This is a genomic window from Microcystis sp. LE19-84.1B (genome assembly GCF_027531875.1).
In the GTDB taxonomy this organism is placed as follows: domain Bacteria; phylum Cyanobacteriota; class Cyanobacteriia; order Cyanobacteriales; family Microcystaceae; genus Microcystis; species Microcystis panniformis.
This window is the reverse complement of record NZ_JAPZSR010000079.1, coordinates 26,382-36,254: the sequence shown is the minus strand read 5'-3', so window position 1 is coordinate 36,254 and position 9,873 is coordinate 26,382. Positions and strand designations below refer to the sequence as shown.

General features: G+C 49.8%; 18 protein-coding genes. All 18 read left to right on the top strand.

Annotation, left to right across the window (positions count from 1 at the left end; all coding sequences use genetic code 11):
• Nucleotides 1-636 precede the first annotated feature (636 nt).
• The 18 genes from rplC to rplO all read left to right on the top strand — a co-directional run bounded on the left by rplC (nt 637) and on the right by rplO (nt 9,663).
• Entirely contained in the window at nt 637-1,275 is a 639-nt protein-coding gene (gene rplC / locus O9324_RS04475; protein ID WP_002734589.1) for a 50S ribosomal protein L3, read from the top strand.
• Nucleotides 1,276-1,295: 20 nt separating this feature from the next.
• Nucleotides 1,296-1,928 carry a 50S ribosomal protein L4 gene (gene rplD / locus O9324_RS04470; protein ID WP_002771031.1) on the top strand — a complete coding sequence of 211 codons (633 nt, stop codon included), beginning with the start codon at nt 1,296-1,298 and terminating at the stop codon, nt 1,926-1,928.
• Nucleotides 1,918-2,223: a 50S ribosomal protein L23 gene (locus tag O9324_RS04465; RefSeq protein ID WP_002771034.1), complete on the top strand. Its 306-nt coding sequence runs from the start codon at nt 1,918-1,920 to the stop codon at nt 2,221-2,223. Before rplD ends, O9324_RS04465 begins: the two co-directional genes overlap by 11 nt.
• A 33-nt stretch (nt 2,224-2,256) precedes the next feature.
• Nucleotides 2,257-3,090: a 50S ribosomal protein L2 gene (rplB, locus tag O9324_RS04460; RefSeq protein ID WP_002746601.1), complete on the top strand. Its 834-nt coding sequence runs from the start codon at nt 2,257-2,259 to the stop codon at nt 3,088-3,090.
• A gap of 30 nt (nt 3,091-3,120) precedes the next feature.
• Complete coding sequence (gene rpsS, locus O9324_RS04455; RefSeq protein ID WP_002753908.1) at nt 3,121-3,402, top strand: 30S ribosomal protein S19; 282 nt, start codon at nt 3,121-3,123, stop codon at nt 3,400-3,402.
• 153 nt (nt 3,403-3,555) lie between these two features.
• Nucleotides 3,556-3,915: a 50S ribosomal protein L22 gene (gene rplV / locus O9324_RS04450; protein ID WP_002746605.1), complete on the top strand. Its 360-nt coding sequence runs from the start codon at nt 3,556-3,558 to the stop codon at nt 3,913-3,915.
• Nucleotides 3,916-3,938: 23 nt separating this feature from the next.
• Nucleotides 3,939-4,667 carry a 30S ribosomal protein S3 gene (gene rpsC, locus O9324_RS04445; RefSeq protein ID WP_002771046.1) on the top strand — a complete coding sequence of 243 codons (729 nt, stop codon included), beginning with the start codon at nt 3,939-3,941 and terminating at the stop codon, nt 4,665-4,667.
• Between the two features lie 30 nt (nt 4,668-4,697).
• The gene (gene rplP, locus O9324_RS04440; protein ID WP_002734310.1) at nt 4,698-5,117 is read left to right on the top strand and encodes a 50S ribosomal protein L16; all 420 of its coding nucleotides are present in this window, start codon (nt 4,698-4,700) and stop codon (nt 5,115-5,117) included.
• On the top strand, nt 5,117-5,335 hold the full coding sequence (rpmC, locus tag O9324_RS04435) for a 50S ribosomal protein L29 (RefSeq protein ID WP_002771048.1): 219 nt from the start codon (nt 5,117-5,119) through the stop codon (nt 5,333-5,335). The genes rplP and rpmC overlap by 1 nt, the downstream gene beginning before the upstream one ends.
• 6 nt (nt 5,336-5,341) lie before the next feature.
• The gene (rpsQ, locus tag O9324_RS04430; protein WP_002734070.1) at nt 5,342-5,584 is read left to right on the top strand and encodes a 30S ribosomal protein S17; all 243 of its coding nucleotides are present in this window, start codon (nt 5,342-5,344) and stop codon (nt 5,582-5,584) included.
• 20 nt (nt 5,585-5,604) lie between these two features.
• On the top strand, nt 5,605-5,973 hold the full coding sequence (gene rplN, locus O9324_RS04425; RefSeq protein WP_002732358.1) for a 50S ribosomal protein L14: 369 nt from the start codon (nt 5,605-5,607) through the stop codon (nt 5,971-5,973).
• A 40-nt stretch (nt 5,974-6,013) separates the two neighbouring features.
• Nucleotides 6,014-6,367: a 50S ribosomal protein L24 gene (gene rplX / locus O9324_RS04420; RefSeq protein WP_002771051.1), complete on the top strand. Its 354-nt coding sequence runs from the start codon at nt 6,014-6,016 to the stop codon at nt 6,365-6,367.
• A gap of 54 nt (nt 6,368-6,421) precedes the next feature.
• A complete protein-coding gene (gene rplE, locus O9324_RS04415) occupies nt 6,422-6,961 on the top strand; it encodes a 50S ribosomal protein L5 (protein WP_002734750.1) in 540 nt (179 codons plus the stop codon).
• A gap of 257 nt (nt 6,962-7,218) precedes the next feature.
• Entirely contained in the window at nt 7,219-7,620 is a 402-nt protein-coding gene (gene rpsH / locus O9324_RS04410) for a 30S ribosomal protein S8 (protein ID WP_002771056.1), read from the top strand.
• A 105-nt stretch (nt 7,621-7,725) separates the two neighbouring features.
• Nucleotides 7,726-8,295: a 50S ribosomal protein L6 gene (rplF, locus tag O9324_RS04405; RefSeq protein ID WP_002771057.1), complete on the top strand. Its 570-nt coding sequence runs from the start codon at nt 7,726-7,728 to the stop codon at nt 8,293-8,295.
• A gap of 3 nt (nt 8,296-8,298) precedes the next feature.
• On the top strand, nt 8,299-8,661 hold the full coding sequence (gene rplR / locus O9324_RS04400) for a 50S ribosomal protein L18 (protein WP_002771058.1): 363 nt from the start codon (nt 8,299-8,301) through the stop codon (nt 8,659-8,661).
• A gap of 26 nt (nt 8,662-8,687) precedes the next feature.
• Nucleotides 8,688-9,209 carry a 30S ribosomal protein S5 gene (gene rpsE / locus O9324_RS04395; RefSeq protein ID WP_002757584.1) on the top strand — a complete coding sequence of 174 codons (522 nt, stop codon included), beginning with the start codon at nt 8,688-8,690 and terminating at the stop codon, nt 9,207-9,209.
• Nucleotides 9,210-9,219: 10 nt separating this feature from the next.
• Nucleotides 9,220-9,663: a 50S ribosomal protein L15 gene (gene rplO / locus O9324_RS04390; protein WP_002771060.1), complete on the top strand. Its 444-nt coding sequence runs from the start codon at nt 9,220-9,222 to the stop codon at nt 9,661-9,663.
• The last annotated feature ends 210 nt before the right edge of the window (nt 9,664-9,873 follow it).

Below are 9,873 nucleotides of genomic sequence, written 5' to 3'. Positions count from 1 at the left end.
GCTATAAAAGAGTTTTGCGAATTTTTTGGCTAAAAAATTGCCAGAAACCTGAAGGGGTGACAAGCAGATTGAAAGTGAGACAGGGGGTGGGGGGTAGGGAAAAACCTTGAGACTTTCCCCGCAATGAAGACGAGAGAATTAAGTTAATCAATTTGAAGGGTGACAGGGGGGAGATTTTCCCAGAACCCCACAGCCTAGACCCTGCACCCAGCCTAGACTTCAACCTCATTGTCACCCCTTCCTTCAGCCAGACTAGATAGGATCATTGCCTGTGACTGAAAAAACCCCTTGCCTAAAAAGTCATAAATATTATATAATGTTTGATCGTGGCCAAAATCGGTCTTAGGTGGTGCTAAAGGCACTGCCGAGCAGAACCGCCTTGGCCGCTCGGTCTTCGCCGGGATACTGAAGATAAACCCTTTAAGTCCCGAAGAAACAAAGACCAGCAACAATCTAGGCAGAACCAGCAACCCTGTCTAGCCCTACTTACGAATCTAACGGGATGCCAGCTTAAATAACTCGAAAAAAGTCATTCAAGTTGGGCAGGCTGATAAAGCGGGAAAGATTTTTCTCGCTCCTATAGCCACGGCCACGTTATTTTTGATTGTCGTCTAGTAAAGATAAAGAGAACAATCCGTGTCTATCGGTATCCTCGGTACAAAACTGGGCATGACCCAAATCTTCGACAACAAAACGGGAGTCGCCATTCCCGTCACCGTCGTTCAAGCCGGTCCCTGTCCCGTCACCCAAGTCAAAACGAAAAAAACCGACGGTTATGAATCCATTCAAGTGGGATACAAAACCGTCAAAGAAAAAGCCCTCAACAAACCGCTACTCGGTCATTTAGCCAAAGCCGGTGTCTCCCCCCTGCGGCATTTAATCGAATACCGCCTCGAGGACGCATCCGCTTACACTTTAGGCCAAGAAATTACCGCCGCTATCTTCCAAGAAGGCGATTTAGTCGATGTGGCCGGAACCACCATCGGACGAGGTTTCTCCGGCTATCAAAAACGCCATAACTTCAAACGCGGTAACATGACCCACGGTTCCAAAAACCACCGTCTCCCCGGTTCCACCGGTGCCGGTACTACCCCTGGCCGCGTCTTTCCGGGTAAGAGAATGGCCGGACAATACGGAGCCACCCAAGTGACCATCCGCAAACTGTCCGTGGTCAAAATCGATAGCGAACGCAACCTGATCCTGATCAAAGGAGCCGTCCCGGGCAAACCAGGAACCCTGTTAAACATCACCCCCGCCAAGAAATTTGGTAAATAGGGCAAGGAAAGATTAAAGCCATGGTTAACTACACAGTCAAAAATTGGCAAGGGGAAGAAGCGGGAACAGGCACCCTGGAACTGAAAACCGCTAAACCCGAAACCGCCAAACATCTAATTCACCGCGTCGTCGTCAGCCATCTAGCGGCGGCCCGTCAAGGTAACGCCTCCACCAAAACCCGCTCGGAAGTGCGCGGCGGTGGTCGCAAACCTTGGCGGCAAAAAGGCACCGGTCGCGCCCGGGCCGGTTCGATCCGTTCTCCCCTCTGGCGTGGTGGCGGTGTCATCTTCGGACCAAAACCGAGAGATTTTGAGGTTAAGGTCAATCGCAAAGAGAAAAGATTAGCCCTGAGAACCGCTTTGATCAGCCAGGCCGATAACTTTATCGTGGTTGAAAGCTTCGCCGAACAATTCTCCCAACCCAAAACCAAAGAACTCACCGCTGCCTTAAGTCGCTGGGGAGCCAGTCCAGAGGAAAAAATTCTGCTGATTCTGACGGAAATTCCCGAAAATGTCTATTTATCGGGACGTAATATCTGCAATCTCAAAATTATTCGCGCCGATAGTCTCAACGTCTATGATGTCATCCTAGCCGATCGAGTTATCGCCACCGCCGCAGCCCTAGCTAAAATTGAGGAGGTCTATGGTGCTTAAAACTGAAGCCAGACAACTCGCCGATCTGATCCTAAAGCCGATCGTGACCGAGAAAGCCACCCTACTCCTAGAACAAAATAAATACGTCTTCGATGTCGCCTTGAAAGCGACCAAGCCGGAAATTCAAGCGGCGATCGAGTTGTTGTTTGACGTAAAAGTAACGAAAGTGAACACCAGCCGCCCCTCTCGTCAGAAAAAACGCGTCGGCCGTTTCCTCGGTTACAAACCCCAATACAAACGCGCGATCGTGACCCTAGCAGCTGGCGACTCGATCGCCCTCTATCCCGACGTATAACCACCAAGAAACCCGATAACGGAAAACTAAACTATGGGTATTCGTTCTTTTAGACCTTTAACCCCCGGGACAAGGCAGGCGGCCATCTCCGACTTTAAAGAGATCACCAAAACCGAACCGGAAAAGTCCCTAACTCATCGCAAACACAGCAAACAAGGGCGTAATAATCGCGGTGTCGTTACCAGTCGTCACCGGGGCGGCGGCCATAAACGCCTCTACCGGATTATCGATTTTCGTCGCGATAAACGGGATATTCCCGCCACAGTAGCGGCGATCGAGTACGATCCTAACCGTAACGCCCGCATTGCCCTGCTTTTCTACAAAGACGGGGAAAAACGCTACATCATCGCCCCCGCCGGTTTAGGTGTTGGTGATACCGTCATCGCCGGAGAAAACGCTCCCTTCGAGGTCGGTAATGCCCTACCCTTAAGTCGCATCCCCCTAGGGACAGAAGTTCATAACATCGAACTCGTCCCCGGTCGCGGTGGTCAAATGGTGCGGGCTGCTGGTGGTTTCGCCCAAGTGGTGGCGAAAGAAGGCGATTACGTTACCATCCGCCTCCCCTCCAAAGAAGTACGCATGATCCGGCGTGAATGCTACGCCACCATCGGAAAAGTCGGTAACGCCGAAGCGAGAAACATCAGTCTCGGTAAAGCCGGTCGTACCCGTCACCGCGGTCAACGGCCTCATGTTCGGGGTAGCGTCATGAACCCAGTGGATCACCCGCATGGAGGTGGAGAGGGTCGCGCTCCCATCGGACGTTCCGGCCCGATGACTCCCTGGGGTAAACCCGCCCTCGGTCGCAAAACTCGCAACAAGAAAAAACGCAGTAGCGATCTGATCGTGCGCCGTCGTAACCAGGGTTAGAAATTATTACTTTACTTTTGACTGAAAATTATGGGTCGTTCACTGAAAAAGGGGCCATTTGTCGCCGGCCACCTGATGGAAAAAATCGAAAAACTCAACGCCCAGGGCAGTAAACAAGTGATTAAAACTTGGTCCCGGGCCTCGACAATCATTCCCGATATGGTCGGTCACACGATCGCCGTTCACAACGGCAAACAGCACGTTCCCGTCTATGTTTCCGAGCAGATGGTCGGTCATAAACTCGGTGAATTCGCTCCCACCCGCACCTTCCGCGGCCACGCCAAGAGCGACAAAAAAGCAGGACGGAAATAGACCGGTGGGCGGTAATCTTAAAACCGTCAGCCCCCGGTCAGCGTTCAGATAACTATGAGATGGTGGGTGACGGCGACTAGATAAATTAATAACTAAGTCTTATAAGTTGTCGTCGCCTAACCCACCCTACCTAACTGATAACTGATAACTGAAATGACCATCGATACCTCTAACGAAGTCAAAGCGATCGCCCGCTATATTCGGATGTCACCCCTGAAAGTCAGACGGGTACTCGATCAGATCCGCGGTCGCTCCTATCGGGAAGCCCTAATTATTCTCGAATTTATGCCCTACCGGGCCTGTGATCCGATTCTGAAAGTCCTGCGTTCCGCCGTTGCCAACGCCGAAAATAACGAAGGACTCGATCCCGCCACTTTAGTAGTTAGCCAAGCCTTTGCCGATGGCGGCCCGACCCTAAAACGTTTTCGACCCCGGGCCCAAGGCCGCGCCTACCAAATTCGCAAACCCACCTGTCATATCACCGTCGCCGTCGCTCCTAGCAACAAAGACTAATCACCTTAACTAGAAAAACCACAATGGGACAAAAAATCCATCCCCTCGGTTTTCGTCTCGGCGTTATCAAAGATCACAAATCTTGCTGGTATGCCGACGCGAAACGTTACCCCGAACTACTGCAAGAAGATCGCCGCATTCGTGAATACGTCGAAAAAAACCTCGCTAATGCCGGTATCGCCGATATTCGCATCGAACGTAAGGCCGATCAAGTAGATATTTCCATCCATACCGCTCGCCCCGGGGTCGTCGTCGGTCGTGGTGGCACGGGAATCGAACAGCTGCGCCTAGGTTTGCAAAAAGCCCTCGGTGGCCAGCGTCAAATTCGTATTAACGTCATCGAAGTGGCTCGCGTTGATGCCGATGCCAACCTGATCGCCGAATACATCGCCCAACAATTAGAAAGACGGGTTTCCTTCCGTCGTGTGGTGCGGCAAGCTATCCAACGGGCGCAAAGGGCCGAAGTCAAAGGGATCAAAATTCAGGTTAGCGGTCGTCTCAACGGGGCAGAAATCGCTCGGACTGAATGGGTGCGGGAAGGACGAGTTCCCCTGCATACCCTGCGGGCCGATATCGATTACTCCTATAAAACCGCCAGCACCATCTACGGGATTCTAGGCGTGAAAGTTTGGATCTTTAAGGGCGAAATTATCCCCGGCCAAGAAGAAATTCCCGCCGCCGTTCCCGCTCAAGCACCGCGCCGTCAACAGCGTCGCCGTCAACAGTTTGAAGATCGCTCTAGCGAAGGCTGATCCCTAATATTTATCAGTGGTAAATAGCTCATGTTAAGTCCCAAAAGAACAAAATTCCGCAAACAACAGCGCGGACGGATGCGCGGGCTGGCCACCGGCGGAAATACGATTAATTTCGGCGATTTCGCCCTGCAAGCCACCGAACCCTGTTGGATTACTTCCCGTCAAATCGAAGCGGCCAGACGGGCTATGACTCGTTATATTCGTCGGGGTGGCAAAATCTGGATCCGCGTTTTTCCTGATAAACCCGTCACCCAACGGGCTGCAGAAACTCGGATGGGTTCTGGGAAAGGTTCCCCCGAATTCTGGGTGGCCGTGGTTAAACCGGGCTTCATTATGTTTGAGATTGCCGGGGTAGCTGAACCAGTAGCCCGGGAAGCCATGCGCCTAGCGGCTCAAAAATTACCAATTAAGACCAAATTTATCACTCGCGAGGAGGATTTTGTCTAATGGCTTTACCAAAAATCGCCGAAGTGAGGAAGATGAGCGATGAGGAAATCGCTGATGCTATCCTCAATGCCAAAAAGAAACTGTTTGAATTGCGTTTGCAGCAGGCCACCCGGCGCTTGGAAAAAACCCACGAATTCAAACACACCCGCCACCGTCTTGGCCAATTATTGACCGTAGAACGGGAGCGCCAACTAGCCCAGTCCACCCCGGAGGCATAACCCGTTATGGCAGTTAAAGAAAGAGTTGGGGTAGTGGTCAGCGACAAAATGGATAAAACCGTAGTGGTAGCCATTGAAAACCGCTCTCCTCACCCTAAATACGGCAAAATCGTCGTGAAAACCCAGAAATTTAAGGCTCACGACGCAGAAAATCAAGCCAAACAAGGCGATCGAGTTCGCATTCGTGAAACCCGCCCCCTCAGTAAAACCAAACGTTGGGAAGTGGCGGAAATATTAACCGATAGTTAAATTTCACCTAGGTAAAAACCGTGATTCAACAACAAACCTACTTAAATGTCGCTGACAATAGCGGGGCGCGGAAACTAATGTGTCTGCGGGTGCTGGGAACAGGTAACTGTACCTACGGTGGCATCGGTGACAAAATTATCGCCGTGGTTAAGGACGCTATCCCCAATATGCCCGTGAAAAAATCCGATGTGGTCACTGCGGTGATTGTGCGGACCCGTCAAACCGTCCGTCGCGATAGTGGCATGAGCATCCGTTTTGATGATAACGCCGCCGTGATTATTAATAATGACGGTAATCCCAAAGGTACTAGGGTTTTTGGTCCGGTCGCCCGGGAATTGCGCGATAAAAACTACACCAAAATTGTTTCCTTAGCCCCAGAAGTTCTCTGATCAAAGTCAAAATTATCAAGGCAATCGGAGGTCAAAAAAAATGAGTAAGAAAAACATTCAAACCCCGCCCCAAAGGCAAAAAATGCACGTTAAAAAAGGGGATGTTGTGCAAGTAATCGCTGGTTCCGATAAGGGCAAAGTGGGCGAAATTTTACGCGCTTTACCCCAAGAAAGTACCGTGGTGGTCAAGGGAGTTAATATCCGCACCAAACATACTAAACCCCAACAGGAAGGAGAATCGGGTCAAATCGTTACCTACGAAGCACCGATTCACAGTTCCAAAGTGATGATTTATTCCGAGAAGAAAAAAATCGCCAGTCGGGTGGGTTATACCTTTACCGAAGACGGTCGGAAAGTGCGGATACTGAAGAAAACTGGCGAAATTATTGATTAGTTTCCCATCAATTCTAGTTCCTGACCAAGCCCAGGAAAAGTAAGCAGAAAAACTATGAGCCAAAAACTAAAAACCACCTATCAAGAAACCATTGTTCCGAAACTGAAAGAACAATTTGGTTATACCAATATCCATCAAGTACCTAAAGTTATCAAAATTACTGTTAACCGCGGTCTTGGGGAAGCTTCACAAAACGCCAAAGCTTTGGAGTCTTCCAAGGAGGAACTGTCCACCATCACCGGACAACAACCGGTAGTGACTAGAGCTAAAAAAGCGATCGCCGGCTTCAAAATTCGCGAAGGAATGCCCGTGGGAGTGATGGTGACACTGCGCGGCGATCGAATGTACGCTTTTTTAGACCGTCTAATTAATCTGGCCTTACCACGTATTCGCGACTTTCGCGGTATCAGTGGTAACAGTTTTGATGGTCGTGGTAACTACAGTTTAGGCATTCGTGAACAGTTGATCTTCCCTGAAATTGAATACGACAAAATCGATCAAATTCGCGGGATGGACATCTCAATCATCACCACCGCTAAAAACGACGAAGAAGGACGCGCCCTCCTCAAAGAGATGGGAATGCCCTTTAGATAAATCAATCAAGAGAAAAGTAAACAGTGACCAGTAAATAAGTGATCAGTGACCAGTAAACAGTGAACAGTAAACAGTGAACAGTAAACAGTAAACAGTAAACAGTGATTCAGTCAAAAGACAGCAGGAAACTGCTATTTAATACTACTCACTTAATACTCAAATCTGATAACTGATAACTGATAACTGACCACTGATAACTGATAACTGATAACTGACCACTGATGTTGATCCCAATTTAGGAGAAAAACAGGTAATTCATGTCTGCTAACGATACCATCTCGGATATGCTGACCCGCATCCGTAACGCTTGCGCGGTTCGGCAGACCACTACTCAAATTCCCACCACGCGGATGACGCGCAGTATTGCTCAAGTTCTCAAGAACGAAGGCTTTATTGCTGACTTTGAGGAAGTGGGTGAGGGGATTAAATCTCAATTAGTTCTTTCCCTCAAATATAAAGGCAAAAACCGTCAACCGATCATTACTACCCTCACCAGAGTCAGTAAACCGGGTTTACGAGTTTATTCCAATAGTAAAGACTTACCGCGCGTCCTCGGTGGCATTGGCATCGCCATTGTTTCCACCTCTAAAGGCATTATGACCGATCGCGAAGCGCGTAAACAAAACGTTGGCGGCGAAGTCCTTTGCTACATCTGGTAAACAAGGATAAGCTATCAGCCGTCAGCCTTTCCAAGTTTAAACCTGATAGCTGACCCACTGATAACTCTTCCCTGATATCTGACCCACTGATAACTGATAACTGTTATGTCTCGTATTGGCAAACGCCCGATTCCTATTCCCAATAAAGTCACCGTCGATATCGATGGTGCTACCGTGACGGTGAAAGGGCCCAAAGGAACTCTCCAGAGAACCCTACCCACCGCCGTCACCATCAATAAAGATGGCGAAACCATCCTCGTTACCCGTCAAGACGATTCCCGTACCGCCAGAGAACGCCACGGACTCTGTAGAACTCTAGTAGCCAACATGGTGGAAGGAGTCGCTACCGGCTTTCAAAAACGCCTCGATATCCAAGGGGTGGGCTACCGCGCCCAGGCGCAGGGTAGTAAATTAGTTCTTAATGTTGGTTACAGTAAACCCGTGGAAATGGAGATGCCCGATGGTGTTTCCGTCGCCGTAGAAAATAATACCCAAGTTATCGTCAGTGGCATCGACAAAGAAGCGGTCGGTAACATTGCCGCTAAAATCCGCGAAGTTCGTCCCCCCGAACCTTATAAAGGAAAAGGGATTCGCTATCTTGGTGAAGTCGTCCGTCGCAAAGTTGGTAAAGCTGGCGGTAAAGGTGCTAAAGGCGGTAAAGGAGGTAAAAAATAAACCATGAAACTTAGTCGCAAAGAATCAGTCCGTCGTCGTCACCAGCGTGTGCGTCGCAAACTTAGTGGCACTGCTGAACGGCCTCGTTTATCCGTATTTCGTTCTAATAACCACATCTACGCCCAAATTATCGACGACGTAGCCCAACATACCCTCGCGGCCGCTTCTACCCTAGAGGCCACCTTGCGCGGGGAATTAGAGTCCACCGCTACCCAAGAAGCCTCGGCAGCCGTGGGTAAACTGGTGGCCCAACGGGCCCTAGAAAGAGGCATTGAACAAGTGGTTTTTGATCGCGGTGGCAATCTCTATCACGGTCGCGTCAAAGCCTTAGCAGAAGCGGCTCGGTCAGCAGGCTTAAACTTCTAAAATATCCTTTCAACACTGATAAAACTATGGCAAAACGTCGCAAAGGCAACCGCGAAAAAGAAAAAGAAACCACTTGGCAAGAGCGGGTCATCCAGATCCGCCGGGTTAGTAAAGTGGTTAAGGGTGGTAAAAAACTCAGCTTCCGGGCTATCGTCGTGGTCGGTAATGAAAACGGCCAGGTGGGAGTGGGAGTTGGCAAAGCAGGGGATGTTATCGGGGCCGTCCGTAAAGGTGTGGCCGATGGCAAAAAACAACTAATTGAAGTCTCCTTAACTAAAGCCAGTTCTATCACTCACCTCACCCGGGGCGCTTCCGGTGGAGCTCAGGTGCTTATGCGTCCGGCTGCTCCGGGGACTGGGGTTATTGCTGGGGGTGCTGTCCGTACCGTTTTAGAACTAGCCGGGGTAAAAAATATCCTCGCTAAACAACTCGGTAGCGATAACCCCCTCAATAACGCTAGAGCCGCTGTTAACGCCCTGGAAACTCTCCGCACTTTCTCGGAAGTGGCCAAGGATCGAGGCGTATCTGTAGAACATTTGTACACCTAAAGAAATCACCATGAAACTCCACGAAATCGCCCCCCAACCGGGGTCAACTAAACGTCGTCGTCGTGTGGGACGGGGTATCTCGGCCGGCCAGGGTGCTAGTTGCGGTCTGGGAATGCGCGGACAAAAATCTCGCTCTGGGACAGGGACTCGCCCCGGTTTTGAGGGGGGACAAATGCCCCTCTATCGTCGGGTGCCGAAATTAAAGCATTTTCCTTTGGTTAACCCCCGTCAATACACAATCGTTAATCTGAAAAAATTAGCTTCTTTACCCGCTAATACGGAAGTCACCCTGGAAAGTCTCCTAGAAGCTAAAATTCTCACCAGTAACGACGGCCCTTTAAAAGTTTTGGGTGATGGTGAAATTACCGTTCCCCTCAAGGTTAAGGCCGCTGCTTTTAGCAATAGTGCTAAAGAGAAAATTACCGCTGCTCAAGGTACTTGGGAAGAAATTTAACGGAGACAGAAGGCGGTCGGCGGAAGGCAGAGGGCGGAAGGCAGGAGACAGGAGATTATTTTTATTTATCCTTCCCATCCCCCCACACCCTAACACCCCACACCCTAACACCCAATCCCCAAGACCGGATTGATATATCATAAGAAGCACAGGGGAAATCTTAAAAAAATCGAGAAAGTTTTCCCCCTCGATTACTTTTTCCCATAAAAA

Bases quoted from the DNA above. Each gene is read 5' to 3' on its own strand.
- rplX (WP_002771051.1), top strand. From the start codon at position 6,014: ATGAGTAAGAAAAACATTCAAACCCCGCCCCAAAGGCAAAAAATGCAC.
- rpmC (WP_002771048.1), top strand. From the start codon at position 5,117: ATGGCTTTACCAAAAATCGCCGAAGTGAGGAAGATGAGCGATGAGGAA.
- rplB (WP_002746601.1), top strand. From the start codon at position 2,257: ATGGGTATTCGTTCTTTTAGACCTTTAACCCCCGGGACAAGGCAGGCG.
- rpsE (WP_002757584.1), top strand. From the start codon at position 8,688: ATGGCAAAACGTCGCAAAGGCAACCGCGAAAAAGAAAAAGAAACCACT.
- rplP (WP_002734310.1), top strand. From the start codon at position 4,698: ATGTTAAGTCCCAAAAGAACAAAATTCCGCAAACAACAGCGCGGACGG.
- rplR (WP_002771058.1), top strand. From the start codon at position 8,299: ATGAAACTTAGTCGCAAAGAATCAGTCCGTCGTCGTCACCAGCGTGTG.
- rpsS (WP_002753908.1), top strand. From the start codon at position 3,121: ATGGGTCGTTCACTGAAAAAGGGGCCATTTGTCGCCGGCCACCTGATG.
- rplV (WP_002746605.1), top strand. From the start codon at position 3,556: ATGACCATCGATACCTCTAACGAAGTCAAAGCGATCGCCCGCTATATT.
- rpsQ (WP_002734070.1), top strand. From the start codon at position 5,342: ATGGCAGTTAAAGAAAGAGTTGGGGTAGTGGTCAGCGACAAAATGGAT.
- rplE (WP_002734750.1), top strand. From the start codon at position 6,422: ATGAGCCAAAAACTAAAAACCACCTATCAAGAAACCATTGTTCCGAAA.
- rplF (WP_002771057.1), top strand. From the start codon at position 7,726: ATGTCTCGTATTGGCAAACGCCCGATTCCTATTCCCAATAAAGTCACC.
- rpsH (WP_002771056.1), top strand. From the start codon at position 7,219: ATGTCTGCTAACGATACCATCTCGGATATGCTGACCCGCATCCGTAAC.
- O9324_RS04465 (WP_002771034.1), top strand. From the start codon at position 1,918: ATGGTGCTTAAAACTGAAGCCAGACAACTCGCCGATCTGATCCTAAAG.
- rplD (WP_002771031.1), top strand. From the start codon at position 1,296: ATGGTTAACTACACAGTCAAAAATTGGCAAGGGGAAGAAGCGGGAACA.
- rplO (WP_002771060.1), top strand. From the start codon at position 9,220: ATGAAACTCCACGAAATCGCCCCCCAACCGGGGTCAACTAAACGTCGT.
- rpsC (WP_002771046.1), top strand. From the start codon at position 3,939: ATGGGACAAAAAATCCATCCCCTCGGTTTTCGTCTCGGCGTTATCAAA.